Genomic DNA, 21,410 nt, shown 5'->3' on the forward strand with positions numbered 1-21,410 from the left:
GGCTGCTGAATCTTGAGGATGTGCGCCATGACGTGAGGAGATGAAGTGCCTGGAGGTCGCGCTGCCGAAATTCGGCAGTCTGGACCGCGTTCCTATCCACGAAAGTACTTAGGAGTCATGCGCACTTTGCTGGGCATCACGGATGGCCATGTCGATGAACGCGAGCGCCTCGGAGCGGCGTTCGAAGGGGCTGCGGTACAGCGACTTCTCGGGCGTGGCGCACCTGATGCGCAGGCACTCCTCGACGATGCGCTCCCAGGCGTCGTCGAACCGTGTGAGCGCGTACTCTCCGGCCCCCCGCTTGGAGGTGATCCGGCCGGTGGTCAGGGTGTAGTGCAGGCGGCTGACGCCGAGGACACCCCAGGCCGGTCCCCAACTGCCCAGACAGGCAAGGCCCAGTGGAGAGGGAAGCCGTGACGCACGTCGCCACCAGGGATCCCAGTAGTCAGCAAGGTTCCCGCGCGTCCATCCGGCGAGGCCGGCGTGGTCGGTATGGATGTGGATGTCGCCCGGGAGCGGCCCGCGCAGGGCGGTGCCGTGGTCGGCCAAGGTGTGCCAGGTCACGGGGTGGCGGTCACCGCGGGACGTGCGGCTGAACCTGTGCTCGTGGACGTGTGGACCGGGTACAGCCAGCAGCGGGTCCGAGGCGAGCTCGTCCCAGGTGACGTACGAGCCGTCGAAGTAGGGGCGGGGATACGCGTCCGCCACATGTGCGTGAAGCCGCTCCAGAGTGGCGATTTGGCGGTCGTCCGGGGGAGTCGCCGAGACGGCCACGAAGTCGATGTAGCTGGCCCCGGGATGGAAGTCGTGCAGAGCCACGGAGCCCACGAGGTAGAGGCCTTGGACGAACCCCGGGAGCGCCGTGTCAACGGCGTGCACGTAGGTCTGGACGACCACGTAGACGGAAGGATCCAGGATCATAGGGGCAGAGGGTGCGCCTCAGTCGTCGTCGGCGCCAGTGTGCATTCCCCGTCCCGTGCGGAGTCGATCAGTCCTCTTCTGAGATGCGGGGCCTGAGTGCCCACTTCTCCTCGATGCGGCCGTAACGCCAGATCAGCAAAGCGGCGGCCCAGGTGACGACGAAGAGGAGGACGACGGCGTACCCGACGCTGTTGAGGTCGATGCGGCCGATCCACTCCCAGAACGCGCCGTGCAGAGAAAGCTTCTCTGCGGCGATCGAGAGCAGCTCGACGGTGCCGATGATGAGCGCGGCGGCGACCGACAGGCCGGTGATGGTGATGTTGTAGAAGACCTTGCGGACCGGGTTGGAGAAAGCCCAGGAGTACGCGAAATTCATGAACGAGCCGTCGATCGTGTCGAGCAGGCTCATCCCGGCCGCGAACAGCACCGGCAGGCAGAGGATCGCGTACCAGGGAATGCCTGCGCCTGCCGCGCCCGCCGCCAGGAAGAGGAGTGAGACCTCGGTGGCGGTGTCGAAGCCGAGGCCGAAGAGGAAGCCGAGCGGGTACATGTGCCAGGGCTTGCCGACGGCTCGCGTCGCACGACCCAGGATGCGGCTCATCAGCCCGCCGCCGGCGGTGAGCTGTGCCTCCAGGTCGGCCTCGGTGTGGCGACCGGCCCGCATCCGGCGGAAGACACGCAGGATGCCGATCAGTGCAACGAGGTTGAAGGCCGCGATGACGTAGAGGAAGAGGCCGGAGACCGAGGTGCCGATGAGGCCGAGCGTCTGCTGCAGCGCGGAGCCGTCGTCCTGCACCGGACCGGCGAGGGAGCGCACCCCGAGCGCGAAGAGCAGGGCGAGCAGGAAGACGACAGTCGAGTGCCCGAGGGAGAACCAGAAGCCCACGGACAGTGGGCGCTGGCCGTCGGAGATCAGCTTGCGGGTGGTGTTGTCGATCGCGGCGATGTGGTCCGCGTCGAAGGCGTGCCGCATGCCGAGGATGTATGCGGTGACGCCGAGGCCGACGCCGAACGCCCCCTCGCTGCCCAGGTCGAAGTGCTGCGGGACGACGACGAACAGCAGCGTGCCCCAGCCGATGACGTGCAGGGCGAGGATCGCGGCGGCCAGTACGCCGGCCCGGGCCCATTCACGCGGGGTGAGTGCTTCGCGCACGCGCCGGACGAGGCCCGGCTGGGGGTGGGGTGCAACGGTCATAGTGGTGTCCTTGATCCGGGTCGTGCTTACATCGCACTCCATTCTCTATGGCGCTTAGTAGTTAGGTGCAAAGGGATTGCAATAACTTGGACGAGGGTGCTGCTCAGGCTGATGCGGGGTCGTGGGACGAGGGAGCGAGTCAGTGGCCTGAGTGCCCTACGCGGCGGCCATGGTGCTCTTGCCGGCTCGCCGAACTCTGGTTATCCGGCGTGAGGTGCCCCTCGCGCAGCCCGGACAGGGTCACCGTGACGAGCCGGTCGGCCGCCGCTTCGGAAGGCAGGGCGGCAGCGGCCGTGAGGGCGTGGAGGCAGTACGTCGCCAGCTCGTCGGGTGCGATGTCGTCACGGAAGGCGCCGGTCTGCGCACCCTCGGCCAGGAGGTCCCGGATCATGCCGTGGAGCTGCTGCTGCGCTCGGACGACGCGCTCGTCCCGGTGAAGGAGCGCGGAGAGTTCGGTGCCGTGGTGCCCGCGGGACTGGCGTGAGATGTGAGCGAACGCCCTCAGGACCGCCTCGAGTTGTTCGCCGGCTCCATCGGTCTGATCGCGGACCTCGGCGAGCTGTCCCAGGTGTTCGGTGATCTGGCGGTCGTGCCAGGCGAGCAGGATCGCCTCGACGTCCGGGAAGTACTTGTACAGCGTGGCCCGGCCGATGCCGGCGTTCTCGGCGATCTGCGACATCGTCACCGACCGAAGGCCGTGCTCGGCGGCCAGCTCGGCGGTGCTGTTCAGGATCGCGTCGCGTACGGCGCGGCGGTGCGCGTCGATCGTCTCGTTCCACAGCTTCGGCACTGGGTCAGTGTACGTGGCGGCGATGTCGATACGCTCTGGTTGACATCGTAGACATCGTGTCTCGTAAACTGCGGCTGCCGCGAACCGTATGACATCCACGCACTGTGAGGAACACGCACATGGCTGACTCACCTTCTCGCCCCGACGCCGCCGGTCATGGGCCTGGTCCCGCGGCGCATCCCGGCATGCCGCGCTGGGCGAAGACGCTGGCGATAGCCGCCGGAGCCGCCCTGCTCGTGGCGTTCGTGCTCATGCACACGCTCGGTGGCAGCATGGGGAACCACTGATCGCGATGACCATGAACCCTCGCCTTCGCAAGTTCGCGCTCACCGCGCACGTCACTTCGTCGGTCGGCTGGCTCGGTGCCGTCGCCGTCTTCCTCGCCCTCGCCGTCGTGGGGCTGACCAGTCAGAACGCCCAGACCGTTCGCGGAGCCTATCTCGCGATGGAGCTGACCGGCTGGCTCGTCCTGGTCCCGTTGAGTCTCGCCTCGCTGCTCACCGGGGTTGTCCAGGCCCTGGGTACCTCGTGGGGTCTGTTCCGCCACTACTGGGTCCTGTTCAAGCTGCTGATCACCGTTGTTGCGACCGTTCTTCTGCTGGTGCACATGCAGGTGGTCGGCCACGTCGCCGATGTCGCGGCCGGGACGAACCTGTCCAGCGGCGATCTCGTCGGGATGAGGATCCAGTTGCTCGCCGACGCCGCCGCTGCCCTGCTGGTACTGCTCGTGGCGGTCACGCTGTCGGTGTACAAGCCGAGGGGCCTGACACGTTACGGATGGCGCAAGCAGCACGAGCCGCGAGTCCAGCAGCGGCCCGCAGCCCGAGGCGACCAAGCAGCAGGGCTGCCCGTCTCCTGAAGCGGTACGAGGAATACGAGGAAGTGGTGGGCAGGGTCAGGCAGATGCCGCTTCGATAGGTGAGCGGCGCTCATCGGATTGAGCAGGCACGATCGCTATCCCTGTTCTGCGGGGGTTTCGCGAGCCTCGACCGTGTGTCCCACGTGCTGTTTCTTCCCGAGCAAAGTGGCCACGAGGCCGGCGCCGAGCATAAGGAGGGCTGCGGCGACGGTGAGCGCCAACGAGAAGCCTTCCGTCGCGGCGCGCTGCGGGGTGGCGGAGTCGGCCAGGTCGTTGCTGCGGTGTGCTGCCAGGGTGACCAGCGCTGCCAACCCCACGGCGCCGCCGACTTGTTGCACCGAGCTCAGGACCGCCGAGCCGAGGCCGGCGTTCTCCCCAGTGGTGCCGGTGAGTGCGGCCATCGTCAGGGCGGGCAGGCTCAGTCCGCATCCGAGGCTCGTGACGAGCATGCCGGGCAGCACTCCGGACGCGTAGCCGTCGCCAGCTGCCACGCCGGACAACAGGAGCAGTCCGGCTGAGCTGGTCACAAACCCTGTGACGAGCGTCAGGCGTATCCCGAGCCTGACCACCGCACGGGAGGAGAGCCACATGCCGGCGAGGATGCCGCCGCCGTAGGGCAGGTAGGCGACGCTGGCCGTGAGCGGACCGTAGTGAAGAACGGTCTGCAGGTGCAGCATCAGTAGGAAGGCCATCGCATAGAAGGCGGCTGAGAACAGCAGGGTCGTGCCGTTGGCGACGGCGCGGATCCGCGAGGCCAGGAAGCCCAGCGGTACGAGGGGCTCGGCGGTACGTGTCTCGACCGCAAGGAACGAGACCGCCAGGACGACGGCAAGGACCAGGGGGACGACGGAGGCCGCGTGACCCCAGCCCGACTCCCCGGTCTCGAGCAGGCCGTAGACCAGGGATATGAGCGCGCCGGTGCCCAGCACCGCACCGGGTACGTCGATGCGTGCCCGGTGGCTGGCCCGGCTCTCGGCGACCAGGCGGGGAAGCAGTGCGAGGGCGAAGAGGGCCACTGGCAGGTTGATGAGGAAGATCCAGCGCCAGGACGCCAGACCGGTCAGCGCGCCGGAGATCACCAGGCCCAGCGTGCCACCCAGACCCGCGATGCCGCCCCAGACGCCGAGCGCCTTGGCGCGCTCATCAGGGCCGGGGAACAGGAGTGTGATCAGTGCCAGCGCGGCGGGGCTGGCCATGGCCGCGCCCGCACCCTGGACGAACCGTCCGGCCACGAGCTGCCAGGGTTCTTGTGCGAGCCCGCAGGCCAGGCTTGCCGCACCGAACAGCGCGACACCGGCCAGGAAGACACGTCGGCGGCCCAGCAGATCGGCCGCGCGGCCGGACAGCAGCAGCAGTCCGCCGAAGGCGAGGAAGTAGGCGTTGACGACCCAGGCCAGACCTGCGGTGCTGAAGCCGAGATCGTCCTGGATGCTGGGGAGCGCGACGCTCACCACCGTGTCGTCCAGGACGAGCATGAACTGCACGAAGCACAGGACGATCAGCGCGGGGAGACGGCGGTTGGCGCCTGAGGCCGGGGCCGGTGCCGAGGTCATGCCGGGTATCCGGTCGTTGACCTGTCCAGCGCGTTCGTACGGCGATGGCGGCGCCCGTGGCGCTGATGAGTGATCGGCATAGGGCGAGGCTATGTACCGGCCCCATGTGGCTGCGATGCGCTACGAGGCCAGGTCGTATCGTGTTGAGGACATACGCTGGGACGCATGGATGAGGCTGTCGCGTGTGCGGCCCCAACTGGGGTAGGGGCGATCGTCGTTGGGAGCTTCCCGCTGTCGTCGGGGCAGTGGTTCGATTCGCACAGCCATCCGCAGCACCAGTTGGCCTGGACTCGACGTGGTGTGCTCGGTGTCGCCGTCGGCGACGCCTACTGGATCCTGCCGCCCACCCGGGCGTTGTGGTTGCCCGCGGGGGTCGTTCACCGGACCGGTGCGACCCGCGACGCCGTCCTGTGCAGCCTCTATCTCGAACCGGACCGCTGCGGCCTGGACTGGGCCGAGCCCACGCCGGTTGGTGTAGACGGGCTGCTGGCCCACCTGATCGCTTACCTTGCCCGTGAGGATCTCGCCGATGACGCGCGGCGGCGGGCCGAGGCGGTCGTGTTGGACCTGTTGCGCCCGCTGCCCACCACGCCCATCGACGTGCCGTATCCCGTCGACGACCGCCTGCGTGCCGTGGCCGACACACTTCTCGCCGACCCTGCGGACCCGCGTCGCCTAGATGCGCACGCCCGGGCCGTCGGAGTGAGCCGCCGCACCCTGACACGGTTGTTCGTGGACGACACCGGCATGAACTTCGATCGCTGGCGGACTCATGTGCGGCTGCGTGCCGCGCTGTCTCTCCTCGCCGAAGGCCAGCCTGTGTCCCGTGTTGCACACACCGTGGGGTACGCGACTGCGAGCGCCTTCCTTGCGGCGTTCCGGCGAACTGTGGGTACCTCCCCGGGTCGCTATCTCAACGGCGACGCCATGTTTGGGGCGCCCGAGGAGAGCCCCGACTCCGACGGATGACACCGCGCGCCCGATCTGTCGCACCGCGACCTGGAGCGCCCGGCGGCGTAGGAGTGGCCGCAGATGCGTGCTTCTGATGAGGATGTGTCTGTCGGCTTTGCGAAGCCGGGTCAAGAAGCAAGCGGCGCCAGCTCGGAGAAGGTCTTGCCGCCGTCCCGCGACTCGTACACACCCGTCATCGTCGCCGCGAGGACGTGGTCGGCGTTCACTGCGGTCAGTGCCTGGGGCTGCCCGCCGGGCACGGTCGTGAGCTCCTTCCACGTCTTACCGCCGTCCGCGCTGCTGCTCAGCTTCCCGGACGTGCCGATGCCGAAGAGGGACTTCTCCGCGGGCCAGGACACAAACGCCTGCACCGGCTCGGCACCCTTACCGAAGGTACGGCCGCCATCCGTGCTGGCGACGACACCCTCCGCCGTGGTGGCCAGCAGCTTGTCCCCGGAGAGGCTCACCGCGAGGTCGAGGGCCTCCAGCGTCGCCCGGTCGTCCCAGCTCTTGAGGTCGCTGCTGACCCGGATCCGGCCGCCCTCGTATCCGTAGACGGTGCCCTTGGCCGAGTCCAGGGAGTGGAAGTCGGCCTCCCCGGACAGGGACTGGGACGTCCAGGTGCGGCCCGAGTCCTTGGTCTCGATCAGGCCGACGTTGCCGGGACGGTCGCTCCCCGGGGCGCCGTGTCCGCTGGCGATGAAGGTGTTCTCGCCGGTGATGGTGAAGCCCATGAAGTCGTCCTTGCGGTCGCCGACGAGCTTCGGCTCCTGTCCCTTGGCCACGGTGTAGAGGCCGCTGTGGGTGGCGACGTAGACGCGTCCGTCAGCGGGATCGACGCCCAAGCCGTGCACGTGGGACAGCGGCCCCGACGAGTCGGATGCGTCTGCTGCCGTCTCCGCGTCGGGAGAACCGCCTCCGCAGGCGGCGAGGACCAAGGCGGCGATCGAGGTGCCGGCGGTGGCGAGCAGGGGGCGGCGGACAGGCGGGTGCGCGGTCACGGTGGTTCCTCGGGTGGTGGTACGGGGGTTGGTGCTCAGGGCCTGCTCGCGGCGAAGAACGGCATGGAGTCCAACGGGACGATCTCCACGTTCTTGCCCGTGCGCGGCGCGTGGATGGCCTTGCCGTTCCCGACGTACATACCGTTGTGCTGGTTGTCGTTGTACCAGTAAATGATGTCACCCGGCTGCAGATCGGACTTGGCCACCTTCCGGCCGGCGTCGTACTGCTGCTTCACGGTGCGCGGCAGCGAGACGCCCGCCGCACGCCAGGAGGCGCCGGTCAGGCCCGAGCAGTCGTAGGAGTTGGGACCGGTGGAGCCCCACTCGTAAGGCTTGCCGAGCTGCGCGTACGCGAAGTCCAGCGCGACCTTGCCGCGGCCGCTGGCCGGGCCGTTGTAGGTGGTCGGCGCGTCGCTGGCGCCCGCGGCGGCGTCCTCACGCTCCTGGTCGGCTTCCATCTTGGCGCGCTGGGCAGCGGTCAGGCTGTTGAGGAGCTTGCGCGCCTTCGCCAGCTTGTCCTGGACCTCGGCCTTCTTCTCGCCGGCCTTGGTGCGCGTCTCCTCCAGAGCCTTCAGACGCGTCTGGGCGGCCAGGCGTTCCTGCGTGAGTTCGCGCTGCTTGCCCTGCATCGCGCTCAGGGCCTCGGCCTGCCGGTTGCTCGTACGGTCGAGCATCTGGGCCTTGTCGAGGTAGTCGTCCGGGTCGCCGGACAGGAAGAGCTGCACGCTCGGATCGATGCCGCCGCTGCGGTACTGCGCGGCCGCCAGCGGGCCTATCTTCTCGCGCAGCTCGTTGATCTCCTGCTGCTTGCGGGCCAGCCGGTCCCGTGCGCCTTCCACCTCGCCCTGCAGCTTCTTCTGCTTCTCGCTGATGGCGTTGTACTCCTCGGTGGGAGCCTCAGCCTCCTCGTAGAGCCGCTCCACCTCCTTGCGCACCTCATCCACGGTGGGGTTGGGGGCCGCCTGGCTCTGCGTCGGCAGGAGGCTGACGGCGCCGGCGGCCATGCCGAGCGTGGCGATCCGGGCGCGGCTGGGCGGTTTCGGCCGACGGTGCGTTCCCATCGTGGAGTGACTCCTCTGCGCGTCTGTGGACCGAGCGACGGGCTCTGGTCGTCGGGCGACGCCAGTCAGCTTCGGCACTGTTCCCGTGGACCCGACGGTGGGCGCGGGTTGAACTCGCCCGCGCCCAGCGCCGCATCATCGAGCGGGTTAGAACTTAGTAGCTTCGTATTACGCATCGCAAGTGAGTCCGAGTCACAGCAGCCTCACGCGGAGCTGGAATGCCCCGGCGTCAGCCGAGACCTGGCGGGCAGGCGACCAGCAGTGGCAGCAGCGGCACTGCCACGACCGCGGCGGCCGCCGAACCCCACAGGGCGGGGTGCGGGGCCTTGCGGGGGCCGAGGACTCGCTTCAGGCGGATCAGGACGTTCTGGCCGCCCGCGGCCAAGGCGCCCTTCGGCGTGCGGGCCGAGGCCATCTCGTACATCGCCGTTGCCAGCACCTCGTGGGAGTGGCTTCGCAGTGCGCGGTCGTCCGCGATCATCTCCAGCAGGAGCGCCGTCTGCTCCCGGGCATGGCGGGCCAGCGGCAGCCACCGGAACACGGAGTAGAACGCTTCCACGGCGGCCAGGAACAGGTGGTGGCGACCCGCGATGTGGGCCTGTTCGTGCTCCAGTACGGCGGCGAGCTGCTCGGGCGTCAGTTCGCGTACGGCCGCGTCGCTGATCACGATCCGGGGATCACGGCCGGGCAGACAGTAGGCGGCGGGCACGTCGTACGGCAGGACGGTGGCGCTGAGCCGGGCCGAGTGGCGGCCCACCAGGTCGACGGCATCCCGGTGCTCTGTCCGCACCCGACGGGCTCGTACGACATGGAAGACGAAGCTCGCCACCAGGGCGATCCCGATCGCGGCGGGGACACCGACGGCAAGCCGGTCTGCGGTGTTCGGATCGGGCTGAGCCGTGCCCACGTCCAGTCCGCAGGTGTGCAGCAGGCCCACGAGGCCCGCGTGCAGGTGCTCGGCCGGCATGGCCAGGCTGTACGCGGCGAGCGCGGCCCCGATCGAGAAGGAGACCGCCAGGGCGTGCCACACCGCTGCTGCCAGCGCGGGGGCCCGGTGCTGCCAGCTGCCGCGCAGCATGAGGCGCGGGGCGATGAAGCCCACCGCTGCGGTGTAGCCGACCAGGGCCGGGGCCGCGTTCACGACTCGGCCTTGTCCTGTCGTCCCACGTTCCGCAGGGCCTTGCGCAGGGCGGACTGTTCTTCCTCGGACATGTTCTCGACGAAGTGGACCAGAGCTGTCCGGCGGTCCTTGCTCTCTCCCAAACCGTCCTCCATGAGCGCGGCGGAGTACGCCTCGCGGCTGCGCACAGGTGTGTACAGCCAGGCGCGACCCTGCTTGCCCCGCAGCAGCCAGCCCTTGGAATACAGGATGTTGGTCACGGTCATCACCGTGGTGTACGCGACGGGACGGGTCTTGTTGATGTCATCGACTATGTCGCGCACGGTCGCCGGACGGTTCCACGTCCAGAGACGATCCATGATCTCTGCCTCGAGATCCCCCAGCCGTCGCATCGCCCTGACTTCCTTTCGCCACCGTGTACGCAAGGCCATAGTAGACGGCCGCTCGGTCGGGCTTACGGCGCAAGGTGAAACGTCACGCCCGCCCTGTGAGTGCGTAACCCGCCTCGTCGATCGCCTCGCGCACCCGAGTGTCGTCGAGTGGGGTGGTGGACGTCACGGTGACGCGGCCCGTGGGGGCGTCGACCTGTACGTCGACGACGGTGTCGAGCGCCGAGACCTCTTCCTTGACGGCATTCTCGCAGTGGCTGCACGTCATGCCGGACACGGAATACTCGGTCGTCAGTACGTCGGACATAGTTCCTCCCGGCGAGATCTGTAATACCCTGGGTGGGTATCACGTCTCCGTGTCTACTCTCGTGGCCTCCGGGATGCAAGAGGCTGCTGATCTATGCCTACGATGAGGCCGTGACCCGCTTCGGACAGCTCGCTCGACCGCACTCGACGGTGCGGTCCGGTGGGCTGCTCGTGTGCGCGCTGCTGCTGGGCCTGCTCGGCATGCACGGACTCGGGCCGGTTCCGGAGGTCACCGCTGCCTCGGGGCACGACCGGATGGTGTCGGTCGCGCACACGGACGTCATGGCGTCAATGCCGGGCGAGTGCGATCACGGCGAGGGCGGCTGTTCGGGCCACACGGACCATGCCGATCCGACCTGTGCTTCAGCGTCCGTCGCCGGAGGTCCCGTGGTGGCACCGGTGCTCCTGCCCGATGTGGCGGCCTGCGTCGGCGCGGTGGACGTGCCTGCCTCTTCGGTCGGCAGTGATCCCGACGGCGGTCGCGCTCCGCCCTCACTCTCCGAACTCCAGCTCCTGCGGATATAGAGCGACCCGCGCGACGCCGTACGCCCACAGGGCGGGCGCCGCGTCTCGGCATGCCCTACACAGATCCGAACGCAGGAGTTCACTTCATGACCGCACACCGCAAGCTCATCCGCCGTACCGCTCTCGCCGCCACCGCGGGGGTGGCAGCCCTCGTGCTCTCCGCCTGTGGCGGCGGGGGGCACGACATGGGGTCCATGGGCTCCGACTCTGCCAGCCCGTCCGTCTCCGCCTCGGCAGAGGCCGGCAAGCACAACGACGCCGACGTCTCCTTCGCCACGGAGATGATCCAGCACCACCGTCAGGCCGTCGAGATGGCGGACCTGGCCGCCGACCGCGCCTCTTCGCAGGAGGTCAAGGACCTCGCCACGAAGATCAAGGGAGCGCAGGACCCGGAGATCAAGACCATGTCCGGCTGGCTCACCTCGTGGGGCGAGGAGGTCCCCGCCGACATGTCCGGCATGGAGGGCCACGACATGGGTGGCATGTCGTCCATGCCCGGCATGATGAGCAGCGAGGACATGGACAAGCTGGAGAAGGCATCCGGCGCCGAGTTCGACAACATGTTCCTCGAGATGATGGTCAAGCACCACGAGGGCGCCGTCACCATGGCCAAGACGGAGAAGGCCAACGGCGAGTACGGTCCCGCCGTGAAGCTCGCGGACGACGTGATCACGGCCCAGACCGCCGAGATCGAGCAGATGAACAAGATGCTCGGCAAGAGCTGACCCGGCGACAGAAGCGGCGCGGCCGGGCGGTGCATACCGCCGTCCGGTCGCGCCGTTTTCTGTTCTCGACGGCCGTCGCACGGGGTCAAACGAGACGTTTGCGAACGATGAAGTCCCCAGCTGTTCGGTGCGGTTGGTCCTTCCAGGTGACCCTGGCGCCGTCATGTGGCTGGGTTCACGCGATGTTCTCCTGAGACGGCGTGCCGGGGCATCGCGAGCAGGTTAGGATCACGGCATGATTACGGCCTGGTGTCCTTCCCGTATGCCGAGGAGCCGCTCATCAGCGGCTCTGTGGCGTGCGCTGGGGCTGGGCCTGTTCCTCTTCGGTCTGCTGTATACGCATGCCGTCAGCCCTGACGCGACGGTGAGTCACCTCGCCTCCGATAAGGGAGTCTCGGCGTCGGGCGTTCATTTCGAGCCAATTGCCGAACATGAAAACGTTGCGAGTGCCACGTCGATGCAGGTGGCGGATGAGCAGTCTGAGGGCCATCACGACGGCCACGGACAGCAGCACGCCGGTGAGACCTGTGCGGTCGGGCAGCCTTCCCAGGGTCCCGCTGTGGCTGTGCCCTGCCTGTCTCCGCTGAGCTCGGAGAGCGGCGACGAGGCACTCGGCTCCGCGCCGGCCCGTCACGCCACCACGGCACGGGACTTCGGGGCCCCGAGAACCCAAGCGGCGGACTCTGCGGTTCTTCGTATCTAGATCAGCGCCTTCCGAACCGGTCGACATTTCCCGGGATTTCTGGACTAGGCCCAAGGCCGCGTCACGTCTTCTCCTGGCGACCGGTCCATGGCGTCTGACCTCCTGCGCACAGCGCCCCACAGCGTGGCGTGGGGACGGTCGACGGCTCTCTTCCCTCACCCCCCACCGATCCCTGCCTTGACCGGGAGAGTTCCCGTAGGGCAGTGACCGCCGCGCGGAGGACCAGTGCCGCCCACCCCTGCCCTTTCCCGTGCCGATGCCTCATGTGTACGTCCGCTCCGGAGGAGCCGGCTCGTCCGGAGCACGCTGTACGCCCTGCTGTGCATGCTGCTGGTGTGCCTCGGCGATCAACTCCATGCGCCGGAGTCGCCCGCTCGTTCAGCCGCGGCGTCAAGTGAAGCCCCGCTGCCCGCGGAGGGTTCCGACGGCGAGAATCTCGACCCGTCCGGGTCTCCCGACCGTTGCCACGGTCCCCGCCTCACGCAGGCCGTCTCCCCACAGTCGTCCCCGCGGGTCCCGCCGCCCGCCGTCGCCGCGCTGTCGCTGACAGACGCCACAGCAACTCCCGTGCGCCAGCCCGCTGGCGCCGTGCGAAGACTGCTGCCCAGCGGCGGCCGGTCCGCCCTCACCGCCATCTGCCGGTGGCGCATATAGGAGCCCCCCGCGGGTCGGCCCCGGTCGCCCCGCCGCGCGGCGCGCCTCGGCCGTCGCGCGAGACGAGCATCCGCACGCGTCCATACCGATATGAGAGCGAAAACAACATGCACTCCATGACCAAGAGTGACCTCACTCCCGCCGGCTCCGGCTCTGGCTCCGCCCTACGGGGGCTTGTCGGCAACACCCCGCTACTGCGCGTCTCCCAGCCCTTCACCGAGCCGGACCGCGGCTTCTGGGCGAAGCTGGAAGGCTTCAACCCCGGCGGCATCAAGGACCGTCCGGGCCTGCACATGGTCGAGCGTGCCCGCGCCCGTGGCGAACTCCAGCCGGGCGCCAGGATCATCGAGTCGACCAGCGGCACCCTCGGTCTGGGACTCGCCCTGGCCGGAATGGTTTACGGACACCCGGTCACGCTGGTCACCGACCCGGGGCTGGAGATGTCCATGACCCGGCTGCTGACCGCGTACGGGGCTCAGGTCAATCTCGTCTCCGAACCGCACCCCACCGGGGGCTGGCAGCAGGCCCGCCGCGACCGGGTCGCCAAGCTGATGGAGCAGCACCCCGGCTCGTGGTGCCCTGATCAGTACAACAACCCTGACAACACCACCGCGTACACCCCGCTCGCCCTCGAACTGGCCACGGAACTCGGCCATATCGACGTGCTGGTGTGCAGCGTGGGCACCGGCGGACACTCCGCCGGAGTCTCCCGCGTACTCCAGCAGCTCTACCCGGACCTCAAACTGGTCGGAGTCGACACCATCGGGTCGACCATCTTCGGGCAGCCCGCCCGGCCCCGGCTCATGCGGGGCCTCGGCTCCAGCATCTACCCGCGCAATGTCGCCTACGACAACTTCAGCGAGGTGCACTGGGTCGCCCCGGCGGAGGCGGTGTGGAGCTGCCGCCAACTGGCCGCCTCCCACTACGCCACCGGCGGCTGGAGCGTCGGCGCGGTGGCGATGGTCGCCGGCTGGCTGGCCCGCACCCTGCCCGCGGACGCCCGGATCGCGGCGATCTTCCCGGACGGCCCGCAGCGCTACCTCGGCACGGTCTACGACGACGACTACTGCGCCGCCCACGGCCTGCTCGACTCCCCGCCCGCGCCCGAACCGGAGGTGATCGGCCGCCTGGACGAGAAGGAGGTCACCCGCTGGACGCGGTGCGAAAGCGTCATGGACCCGCTCACGCTGGCCGACTCGGAGCCGCGGTCCGACATGGCCGGTCCGCTCGACGCATCCGAGGCGGAAGCCGGGGTGTCCGTGGACAGCGCCGCCGCCGAACAGCTTGACGGCGGCGACGCGCTTGCGGAGGGGAACCGGTGAGGTCGACCATCGCGCAGGTTCGTTCCTACGAACGCAGTGTCCAGTTGTTGATGGTGAATCAGTTCACCATCAACCTCGGCTTCTACATGCTGATGCCGTACCTGGCCGCGTATCTGGCAGGCCCGCTGGGCCTGGCGGGCTGGCTGGTCGGGCTGATCCTCGGCGTACGCAACTTCAGCCAGCAGGGCATGTTCCTGCTCGGCGGAACGCTGGCCGACCGGCTCGGCTACAAGCCCATGATCATCGCCGGGCTGGTGCTGCGCATCGTCGGTTTCGCGACCCTCGGACTCGTGGAGTCCGTACCCGCCCTGCTGGCCGCTTCGGCGGCGACGGGCCTGGCCGGGGCGCTGTTCAACCCGGCCGTACGAGCCTATGTGGCGGCGGACGCGGGTGAGCGGCGGGTCGAGGCATTCGCGCTGTTCAACGTCTTCTACCAGGCCGGGATCCTGCTCGGCCCGCTGGTGGGCATGCTGCTGACCGGCGTGAGCTTCCGCGTCACGTGCCTTACCGCGGCCGGGATCTTCGCTCTGCTGAGCATCGTCCAGATCCGGGCCCTGCCCGCTCGCCGGGGCGACGACGCCAAGCGCGGACAGGACCAGGAAGGCGTGCTGACCCAGTGGCGCGGCATCGTGGCCAACCGGCCGTTCCTGCTGTTCTCGGTTGCCATGATCGGCTTCTACGTCATGCAGTTTCAGGTCTATCTCGCCCTGCCGCTGGAGGTACGCCGCCTGGGCGGTGACGGGACTTTCGGCACGGGGGCGGTGGCGGTGCTGTTCGCCGTGTCGGGCCTGAGCACCATCCTCTTCCAGACCAAGGTGACCGCCTGGTGCAAAGCCCGCATGGAACCGGGCCGCGCCCTGACCTGGGGCCTGCTGACCATGGGGCTGGGGTTTGTTCCGCTGCTGGTGGCCACCGCGATCCCGGTACCGGACGGCGGCGTGGGGCTGTGGCTGCTCGCGGCCGTGCCGCCGGCGCTCTCCGCGCTGCTCCTCGCGATCGGCACGATGATCGCGTACCCCTTCGAGATGGACACCATCGTCCGTCTCTCCGGCAACCGCCTCGTCGCCACCCACTACGGCCTGTACAACACCATCTGCGGTATCGGCATCACCCTCGGAAACCTGCTGACGGGTGCCGCGCTCGACGCCGCCCGGGCCGCAGGGATGTCCGCGCTGCCGTGGGTGGCGCTGTTCGCAGTCGGCCTCGCCTGCGCGGCCGCCCTCTACGGGCTGCATCGCACGGGCCGCCTGGCACCACCGGTGCGCGAGGCACAGCCAGAGCCCGCGAACGCATAACACGACGTCCTGTGCTGGAGGGGGCGGACGAGTTCGCTTCCGTCCCCTCCGGCCGGCCACGCCCACGTCGATCGTTGGGCGCGTCGGCCGGCGTGTGCGCCCACGGACACCAGCACCGCCAGGCGCTCGCCCGCCCGTGCCACGACCACCTGGCCCGGCACGTCATCTGCCCTCAGGACGTACTCGCGCATCACGCCGCCGTCGCCCCGTGCGCGGGCGCGGCACGTTACGTCTCTATGCCGGCCGCACTCCTCCAGCATCCGCAGAACCACATCGCAAGCCGCCACCACCTTCGGCCGCCGAGACGGCCGTCCGCGAAGCAATAGGTAAGGACTGAAGACCACCGTGAGCCCGAAACCTGCCGTACTGATCGCTGAAGAGCTGTCGCCCGCCACCGTTGACGCACTCGGGCCGGACTTTGAGATCCGGCACTGCAACGGCGCCGACCGAGCCGAACTCATCCCGGCGATTGCCGACGTCGACGCGATCCTCGTGCGCAGCGCGACCAAGGTCGACGCCGAGGCCATCGCCGCGGCCAGGAAACTGAAAGTCGTCGCCCGCGCCGGTGTCGGCCTCGACAACGTCGACGTATCCGCCGCCACCCAGGCCGGCGTGATGGTCGTCAACGCCCCCACGTCCAACATCGTCACGGCCGCCGAGCTCGCCTGCGGCCTGCTGATCGCCACGGCACGCAACATCCCGCAGGCTGACACCGCCCTGAAGAACGGCGAGTGGAAGCGCAGCAAGTACACGGGTGTGGAGCTGAGTGAGAAGACCCTCGGCGTCGTCGGCCTCGGCCGCATCGGTGTCCTGGTCGCCCAGCGGATGTCCGCCTTCGGCATGAAGATCGTCGCGTACGACCCGTACGTACGGCCCGCGCTGGCCGCGCAGATGGGCGTCAAGCTGCTCACACTGGACGAGCTGCTCGAAGTCTCGGACTTCATCACCGTGCACCTGCCGAAGACCCCCGAGACGCTGGGCCTGATCGGCGAGGAAGCGCTGCACAAGGTCCAGCCGCACGTCCGGATCGTCAACGCCGCGCGCGGCGGGATCGTCGACGAGCAGGCGCTGTCCAACGCCCTGAAGGAGGGCCGGGTCGCGGGCGCGGGCCTGGACGTGTACGCGCAGGAGCCCTGCACGGACTCCCCGCTCTTCCAATTCGACCAGGTGGTGTGCACCCCGCACCTCGGCGCCTCCACGGACGAGGCCCAGGAGAAGGCGGGCATCGCCGTCGCCAGCTCCGTCCGGCTCGCGCTCGCGGGCGAGTTGGTCCCCGACGCGGTCAACGTGCAAAGCGGCGTCATCGCGGAAGACGTACGGCCCTGGCTGCCGCTCGCCGAGAAACTCGGCCGGATCTTCACTGCCCTGGCGGGCGAGGTCGCCGTCCGGCTCGACGTCGAGGTGTACGGCGAGATCATCCAGCACGACGTCAAGGTCCTCGAACTCTCCGCGCTCAAGGGCGCCTTCCAGGACGTCGTCGACGAGACCGTGTCCTATGTGAACGCCCCACTCTTCGCGCAGGAGCGCGGCGTCGAGGTCCACCTGACCACCAGCTCCAAGTCCCCGGACCACCGCAACATGCTGACCGTCCGTGGCACACTCGCAGATGGTGAGGAGGTCTCGGTCTCCGGCACCCTCGTCGGCCCCAAGCACATCCAGAAGATCGTGTCGGTGGGTAAGTACGACATCGACCTGGCGATGGCCAGCCACTTGGTCTTCCTGCGTTACGCCGACCGCCCGGGCGTCGTCGGTACCGTCGGCCGGATCCTCGGCGAGTCCGGCCTCAATATCGCCGGGATGCAGGTCTCCCGCCTGGATGAGGGCGGCGAGGCGCTGTTCGTGCTGACCATCGACAACGACGTCCCGACCGACGTCCTCAGTGAAATCGTCCAGGAGATCGGCGCCACCTCAGCCCGCTCGGTCAACCTCGACTGACCGACAGGCACCCGCTGAGCGGCGCGGAGCGCCGTTCAGCGGGCAACCGGGTACTTGGCGCTCGTATGGTCGCCCGGCGCACCTGCTCGATCTGCACCCCTTCTTGTCCGGGCTCGACCTGTATGTGCTTTCCCTGCAGCTGATCGCACTGGGCGGCCCATTGGACATCGGTTGCCTCCCGCACGTGATCCGGGACGAGGTTGAACCACCCGGTGCGGACGTATGGAGCCTTCGGCCGGTTGAGGCCAGGGGCTCGGAGAGTTTATGGAGGCCGGGCTGGTCTAGTACCAGTTGTTGGCCTGCCAGAACTGCCAGGCGCCGCAGGGGCTGTCGTAGCGGTCGTTCATGTAGTTCAGGCCCCACTTGATCTGGGTGGCCGGGTTGGTCTGCCAGTCGGCGCCGGCGGAGGACATTTTGGAGCCGGGCAGCGCCTGCATGAGGCCGTAGGCGTCGGACGTGGGGTTGTCCGCCTGGTAGTTCCAGCTGGACTCGCGCTCCACGATGTCGCTGAAGCACTGGAATTGGTCGGCGGGCACCATCTGGCGCGCGATCGCCTGCACCTCTGCGGCGGTGTACGCGCTCTGGACCGGGAAGGAGGAGGAGCCACGGGTCGAGCGGCTGGCGGCCTCCTGTTGGGCTTCCTCCCGCTCCTTCGCGAGTTTCTCCGCTGCGGCTTTCTTCTCCGCCTCGGCCTTCTTCTCCGCAGCTTCTTTCTTGGCCGCCGCATCCTCGGCCGCCTGCTTACGCGCCGCCTCTTCGGCGGACTTCTTCGTGGCGGCGTCCGCCGCGATGGCCTGGGAGTCGGCCTGCTGAGCCATGCCCTGGACCTGGGCCTGCTGGCCCGCGGGTATGTCCGCGAGAAGGGTCGCGTCGGCCGCGGTCGCATCGAAGTCGTTCGATGACTGTGCGGTGTTGCCCGGGGCAACACCCGCGACGGCGCCAACAGTCGTGACCGCAGTGGCGGAGGCCACGGCGAATCCCCGGATCCGGCTCACACGGTGTCCTTCCATCATCGCCCGCTCCAGGTTGGGTGACCTAGCGGGCGCGATTGAGCCCCCTGGCGCTGGCCTCCGTTGCTGACAGGTCACGGGAGGCACGGGCCCGGTGCGCAACTCCCTTGCGGGGAGTGTCGCGTGGTGATCTCGGGCGGCATGCGGCGACTCGCGATGTTGTTCCGGAGAAGTTCTGGGGTCGTGTGTCGTCACGGGTTGCTGTGTCGCATGCGGGGCCTGACGAAACCCAGACTCTGCCGGATCGGGACGCCGCGAGGCAATCCTGAGTTGCATGGGAAACGTCACACCCCTTTTGCCCTGACGCCTGGGTGCACATCGGTCGGATCCAGGCCCTTCTTGCGGTCATCCACTCCGCGAGCGGGAAGCGGCCTACGGCCGTGTCCCGTTTTCTGGTGTGCCGGGGCGCCGCCGTGTCCACCGGTCGGGGTTCATCGGTGGTGTTCGCCGCTGGTTTCGATGATGCGGCAGACGACAACGGTGTCGCCGTCGCCCCCGCGTGCCGGGGCGGCGGTGTGGTGGGCGCTGACCAGGGACTGCCTCGGCTTGCAGCTCCGGCGCTCCGCAAGACCGGCGGCTGCGGGCCGTGGCCGACGGCGCCTAGCGGCTATGCCCATCTGCGTAGCGCGCGTCACATTCCAGGGCTATCGGATCTCGCCGTCCGGTGATGTGCCACACAGGCGTTTTGTCCCTTACTAGGCGGAATAGTGGCGAGGATTGCCATGAATCGAGGTGCTTTCAGCCCATGGCTTGGCGGCGGTTTGGGTGTCAGGGGCCGGAGCGGCAGAAAGGCGACCTGATGGGTGCTATGTGCCGCTTGTGTAGTGCGGGTAAACCTCTCCGCCGAAGGTGGGCGGATGGTGTTTTGGGATGATTTATTCGCTGAGTCATAGGTGCCGAAGGGGTGGGGATTCGAGCGCCCGGCTACGGTCCCGATTAGTAGAACCGCCCTTTGAGTAATGGAGGGAGCGCGGGTACCAAGGGGTGGCCCGCCCGGCATGTGGCTTGTGTGCCGGGTCCATTCATGCCCGGAGGTAATCCCGAATGTCCCAGCGCACTCGCTCCCGCAATCCCGGCTCGTCCCTGCTCCGTACCCGGGCGGCCGTCATAGCCGTTGGTCTCGGAGCGTCGGCTGTGCTGGGCGTGGGCACCGCGGTGGCTGCGCAAACCGGCAAGACCGCCTCCGCGCTGCCCGGCTCGGTCACCGCCCAGGCCGCTGAGAAGGCCGCGAAGAAGGCGCCCTCATGGGTCGCCCCGGTCAAGAAGTACAAACTCTCCGCGGGCTATGCTCAGGCGGGGAATATGTGGTCGTCGACCCACTCCGGCCAGGACTTCGCCGTGCCCCTCGGTACCCCGGTCGGCGCTGTGCGCGGCGGCACCGTCGTCAAGGCCGGACCGAACGGCGGCGGGGACGGACCGGCGTACGGCAATGCCGTAGTGATCAAGCACGGCAACGGGACGTACTCGCAGTACGCGCACCTGTCCCGGATCGATGTGAAGGCCGGGCAGGCCGTGAAGACCGGGCAGACCATCGCCCAGTCCGGCAACACCGGCAACTCCAGTGGCCCGCACCTGCATCTCGAGATACGTACAAGCCCGAACTACGGCACCGCGATCAACCCCGTCGCCTTCCTGCGCTCGCAGGGCGTCACCGTCTGACGCGCGGTCGGAGACTCAGTCCGGGGCATGGGCCAGGTGCTCGCGCGCGTCAGGACGCTGCTGCCAGGCGTCCGCGTGTGCCCGGGGCGTGCGGGCGTACGCGGCCATGTCGTCGTCGATGACCTGGGGCCGCCGGTGGTGGGACCGCGCTCGCCGGCGTATGCCTGGCCTTCGAGAGTTCTCGCGGATGTACGCGTGGACTTGGCCATGCCGGTGAAGAACGCGAAAGGGGTGGCGTGGTGCCCGGAGGTGCGAGGTCGCGGGTCTCATGCGCAGGCGGTCCGCCAACAGGTGAACCGCCTGCGTGGTCGGCCCAACTCGTGGAGGCCTGGTCCTGATCCCTGTAGCGGCGAATTCGTCTGGATCGGCGGGTTCCCCGTGTGGTGCCGCGGTACGACTGGTGCTCACCACCTTCGACCTGGACGAGTACGCCCACGCCGCACTGCGCGCCGGAGCCAGCGGCTTCCTCCTCAAGGACGCCCTCCCGGGCGAGTTACTCGCCGGGATCCGTGCTGTCGCCTGCGGCAACGCGGTCATCGCCCCCCCGTCTGGCCCCTCGTTTCCTGGACACCTACGCCCACAAACTGCCGGGGCATGCCGGCGGCCGGACAACCGACGACGACCCCGGGGCGCTCACTACCGAGCGGGAGCGCGAGATCCTGGTAGCCATCGGCCGAGGCTGGATGGTGAAGGCCCAAGTCGGACCGAAGATCGGCGCCAGGGACCGGATCCAGGCCGTGATCCTTGCCTGCGACCTGGGACTGACCCGGACCAACACCCCCGGCTGCCCCTTGGTCCGGCCGCCTCAGGAAGCCGCGCAGCAAGGCGGAAGGCCCCTACTCGCCGCGGCCGTTTGATCCAGGCGTGGAGGCCGACGTCGCCGCTGTTAGCCGTCCGCGGGAACGGAAGCCGCCGAAGGGGCGGGCGCGCGGCAGCAGTGAGACCCCGAACGGCGACCCAACCATCTGCGCCCCCCTTTCGCGATCACCGGCGATCGTGACCGAGGTTACCGCTATCCAACTAACTGACTTAGTTACCTAGGAGATAAGGTGTGTGCCTACCAGTCGAGGAAAATCGGCGCGGCGGAGAGACGAAACGGCACCGCCGCTCTCGGGTACTGCGGAGAACAGGAGCTGTCGTGTCCATCGCGCAGTGCTCGGCTCGCCCCGCGCCGTGTCGCCGCCCGTTTCGGTCGCCCAGGGAGTGCCTTCCCCGGCTCGGCCACTGGAGGCGGGTAGCGGCGGACCGGCCGGACTGGCACCCAGGAGCCTGGGCCGGGTCGACGCGCACGGGCAGCCCGCAGCGGTCGACCCCTCACGGCCCCGCGGCGGCTGTTCGTCGGCACTCGGGACTCCCGGCGAGATTCTCCGCCGGTGCAGGAGGAGCCGTTGCGCCGGTGCGGGACCGGATCGGGAGTGCTGTCGTCGGCGCTCCGC

General features: G+C 68.7%; 20 protein-coding genes and 1 pseudogene. 11 read left to right on the plus strand and 10 right to left on the minus strand.

Annotated elements, in window-relative coordinates; translation table 11 throughout:
* Positions 1–108: 108 nt before the first annotated feature.
* The 3 genes from AOQ37_RS04100 to AOQ37_RS04110 all read right to left on the minus strand — a co-directional run bounded on the left by AOQ37_RS04100 (position 109) and on the right by AOQ37_RS04110 (position 2,906).
* On the minus strand, positions 109–921 hold the full coding sequence (locus tag AOQ37_RS04100; RefSeq protein ID WP_062641138.1) for an aminoglycoside adenylyltransferase domain-containing protein: 813 nt from the start codon (positions 919–921) through the stop codon (positions 109–111).
* A gap of 67 nt (positions 922–988) precedes the next feature.
* Positions 989–2,116, minus strand: coding sequence for a Nickel transporter NicT (gene nicT / locus AOQ37_RS04105; RefSeq protein WP_062641140.1), 1,128 nt, complete (start codon positions 2,114–2,116; stop codon positions 989–991).
* 139 nt (positions 2,117–2,255) lie between these two features.
* Positions 2,256–2,906, minus strand: a complete 651-nt coding sequence (locus AOQ37_RS04110; protein ID WP_062641142.1) for a TetR/AcrR family transcriptional regulator — start codon at positions 2,904–2,906, stop codon at positions 2,256–2,258.
* A gap of 119 nt (positions 2,907–3,025) precedes the next feature.
* Between AOQ37_RS04110 and AOQ37_RS40315 the strand changes: the two genes are divergently transcribed.
* Positions 3,026–3,193 (plus strand): hypothetical protein, encoded by a 168-nt coding sequence (locus tag AOQ37_RS40315; protein ID WP_159401298.1) that lies wholly within the window; start codon positions 3,026–3,028, stop codon positions 3,191–3,193.
* Between the two features lie 11 nt (positions 3,194–3,204).
* Entirely contained in the window at positions 3,205–3,765 is a 561-nt protein-coding gene (locus tag AOQ37_RS04115; RefSeq protein WP_062641463.1) for a hypothetical protein, read from the plus strand.
* A 95-nt stretch (positions 3,766–3,860) separates the two neighbouring features.
* Here the strand turns inward: AOQ37_RS04115 and AOQ37_RS04120 are convergent, their stop codons facing one another.
* Complete coding sequence (locus tag AOQ37_RS04120) at positions 3,861–5,318, minus strand: MFS transporter (protein ID WP_062641144.1); 1,458 nt, start codon at positions 5,316–5,318, stop codon at positions 3,861–3,863.
* A gap of 165 nt (positions 5,319–5,483) precedes the next feature.
* On the opposite strand from AOQ37_RS04120, the gene AOQ37_RS04125 reads away from it, so the two are divergent.
* Positions 5,484–6,287: an AraC family transcriptional regulator gene (locus AOQ37_RS04125; protein WP_062641147.1), complete on the plus strand. Its 804-nt coding sequence runs from the start codon at positions 5,484–5,486 to the stop codon at positions 6,285–6,287.
* Between the two features lie 110 nt (positions 6,288–6,397).
* On the opposite strand, the gene AOQ37_RS04130 is transcribed toward AOQ37_RS04125, so the two are convergent.
* The 5 genes from AOQ37_RS04130 to AOQ37_RS04150 all read right to left on the minus strand — a co-directional run bounded on the left by AOQ37_RS04130 (position 6,398) and on the right by AOQ37_RS04150 (position 10,147).
* Entirely contained in the window at positions 6,398–7,270 is an 873-nt protein-coding gene (locus AOQ37_RS04130; protein WP_062641149.1) for a F510_1955 family glycosylhydrolase, read from the minus strand.
* A 35-nt stretch (positions 7,271–7,305) separates the two neighbouring features.
* Positions 7,306–8,331: a C40 family peptidase gene (locus AOQ37_RS04135; RefSeq protein WP_062641152.1), complete on the minus strand. Its 1,026-nt coding sequence runs from the start codon at positions 8,329–8,331 to the stop codon at positions 7,306–7,308.
* 229 nt (positions 8,332–8,560) lie between these two features.
* On the minus strand, positions 8,561–9,472 hold the full coding sequence (locus AOQ37_RS04140) for a M56 family metallopeptidase (protein ID WP_062641154.1): 912 nt from the start codon (positions 9,470–9,472) through the stop codon (positions 8,561–8,563).
* Entirely contained in the window at positions 9,469–9,843 is a 375-nt protein-coding gene (locus AOQ37_RS04145) for a BlaI/MecI/CopY family transcriptional regulator (protein WP_062641156.1), read from the minus strand. The genes AOQ37_RS04140 and AOQ37_RS04145 overlap by 4 nt, the downstream gene beginning before the upstream one ends.
* Positions 9,844–9,925: 82 nt before the next feature.
* A complete protein-coding gene (locus tag AOQ37_RS04150) occupies positions 9,926–10,147 on the minus strand; it encodes a heavy-metal-associated domain-containing protein (RefSeq protein WP_062641158.1) in 222 nt (73 codons plus the stop codon).
* A 110-nt stretch (positions 10,148–10,257) separates the two neighbouring features.
* Between AOQ37_RS04150 and AOQ37_RS04155 the strand changes: the two genes are divergently transcribed.
* The 6 genes from AOQ37_RS04155 to serA all read left to right on the plus strand — a co-directional run bounded on the left by AOQ37_RS04155 (position 10,258) and on the right by serA (position 17,305).
* The gene (locus tag AOQ37_RS04155) at positions 10,258–10,671 is read left to right on the plus strand and encodes a DUF6153 family protein (protein ID WP_234436787.1); all 414 of its coding nucleotides are present in this window, start codon (positions 10,258–10,260) and stop codon (positions 10,669–10,671) included.
* Positions 10,672–10,757: 86 nt separating this feature from the next.
* Positions 10,758–11,396: a DUF305 domain-containing protein gene (locus AOQ37_RS04160; RefSeq protein ID WP_062641160.1), complete on the plus strand. Its 639-nt coding sequence runs from the start codon at positions 10,758–10,760 to the stop codon at positions 11,394–11,396.
* A 262-nt stretch (positions 11,397–11,658) separates the two neighbouring features.
* On the plus strand, positions 11,659–12,099 hold the full coding sequence (locus tag AOQ37_RS42075) for a DUF6153 family protein (RefSeq protein ID WP_062641162.1): 441 nt from the start codon (positions 11,659–11,661) through the stop codon (positions 12,097–12,099).
* A 761-nt stretch (positions 12,100–12,860) separates the two neighbouring features.
* Complete coding sequence (locus AOQ37_RS04170) at positions 12,861–14,075, plus strand: PLP-dependent cysteine synthase family protein (RefSeq protein WP_062641164.1); 1,215 nt, start codon at positions 12,861–12,863, stop codon at positions 14,073–14,075.
* A complete protein-coding gene (locus tag AOQ37_RS04175; protein WP_062641166.1) occupies positions 14,072–15,370 on the plus strand; it encodes an MDR family MFS transporter in 1,299 nt (432 codons plus the stop codon). Before AOQ37_RS04170 ends, AOQ37_RS04175 begins: the two co-directional genes overlap by 4 nt.
* A gap of 345 nt (positions 15,371–15,715) precedes the next feature.
* Entirely contained in the window at positions 15,716–17,305 is a 1,590-nt protein-coding gene (gene serA, locus AOQ37_RS04180) for a phosphoglycerate dehydrogenase (RefSeq protein WP_062641168.1), read from the plus strand.
* 281 nt (positions 17,306–17,586) lie between these two features.
* Here the strand turns inward: serA and AOQ37_RS04185 are convergent, their stop codons facing one another.
* Complete coding sequence (locus tag AOQ37_RS04185) at positions 17,587–18,300, minus strand: aggregation-promoting factor C-terminal-like domain-containing protein (RefSeq protein ID WP_450622025.1); 714 nt, start codon at positions 18,298–18,300, stop codon at positions 17,587–17,589.
* 1,059 nt (positions 18,301–19,359) lie between these two features.
* Here AOQ37_RS04185 and AOQ37_RS04190 point away from each other — a divergent pair.
* Positions 19,360–19,974 carry a M23 family metallopeptidase gene (locus AOQ37_RS04190; RefSeq protein ID WP_062641177.1) on the plus strand — a complete coding sequence of 205 codons (615 nt, stop codon included), beginning with the start codon at positions 19,360–19,362 and terminating at the stop codon, positions 19,972–19,974.
* Between the two features lie 397 nt (positions 19,975–20,371).
* A pseudogene (locus tag AOQ37_RS41085) lies at positions 20,372–20,750 on the plus strand (DNA-binding response regulator); the annotation flags it as partial.
* Between the last annotated feature and the right edge of the window lie 660 nt (positions 20,751–21,410).

This window comes from Streptomyces maremycinicus, from assembly GCF_001184025.1.
Taxonomy (GTDB): domain Bacteria; phylum Actinomycetota; class Actinomycetes; order Streptomycetales; family Streptomycetaceae; genus Streptomyces; species Streptomyces maremycinicus.

Excerpts from the sequence above, each read along its gene's own strand:
- AOQ37_RS04100 (WP_062641138.1), bottom strand. The coding sequence starts at position 921 with ATGATCCTGGATCCTTCCGTCTACGTGGTCGTCCAGACCTACGTGCAC.
- nicT (WP_062641140.1), bottom strand. The coding sequence starts at position 2,116 with ATGACCGTTGCACCCCACCCCCAGCCGGGCCTCGTCCGGCGCGTGCGC.
- AOQ37_RS40315 (WP_159401298.1), top strand. The coding sequence starts at position 3,026 with ATGGCTGACTCACCTTCTCGCCCCGACGCCGCCGGTCATGGGCCTGGT.
- AOQ37_RS04115 (WP_062641463.1), top strand. The coding sequence starts at position 3,205 with ATGAACCCTCGCCTTCGCAAGTTCGCGCTCACCGCGCACGTCACTTCG.
- AOQ37_RS04120 (WP_062641144.1), bottom strand. The coding sequence starts at position 5,318 with ATGACCTCGGCACCGGCCCCGGCCTCAGGCGCCAACCGCCGTCTCCCC.
- AOQ37_RS04125 (WP_062641147.1), top strand. The coding sequence starts at position 5,484 with ATGGATGAGGCTGTCGCGTGTGCGGCCCCAACTGGGGTAGGGGCGATC.
- AOQ37_RS04135 (WP_062641152.1), bottom strand. The coding sequence starts at position 8,331 with ATGGGAACGCACCGTCGGCCGAAACCGCCCAGCCGCGCCCGGATCGCC.
- AOQ37_RS04145 (WP_062641156.1), bottom strand. The coding sequence starts at position 9,843 with ATGCGACGGCTGGGGGATCTCGAGGCAGAGATCATGGATCGTCTCTGG.
- AOQ37_RS04150 (WP_062641158.1), bottom strand. The coding sequence starts at position 10,147 with ATGTCCGACGTACTGACGACCGAGTATTCCGTGTCCGGCATGACGTGC.
- AOQ37_RS04160 (WP_062641160.1), top strand. The coding sequence starts at position 10,758 with ATGACCGCACACCGCAAGCTCATCCGCCGTACCGCTCTCGCCGCCACC.
- AOQ37_RS42075 (WP_062641162.1), top strand. The coding sequence starts at position 11,659 with ATGCCGAGGAGCCGCTCATCAGCGGCTCTGTGGCGTGCGCTGGGGCTG.
- AOQ37_RS04170 (WP_062641164.1), top strand. The coding sequence starts at position 12,861 with ATGCACTCCATGACCAAGAGTGACCTCACTCCCGCCGGCTCCGGCTCT.
- AOQ37_RS04190 (WP_062641177.1), top strand. The coding sequence starts at position 19,360 with ATGTCCCAGCGCACTCGCTCCCGCAATCCCGGCTCGTCCCTGCTCCGT.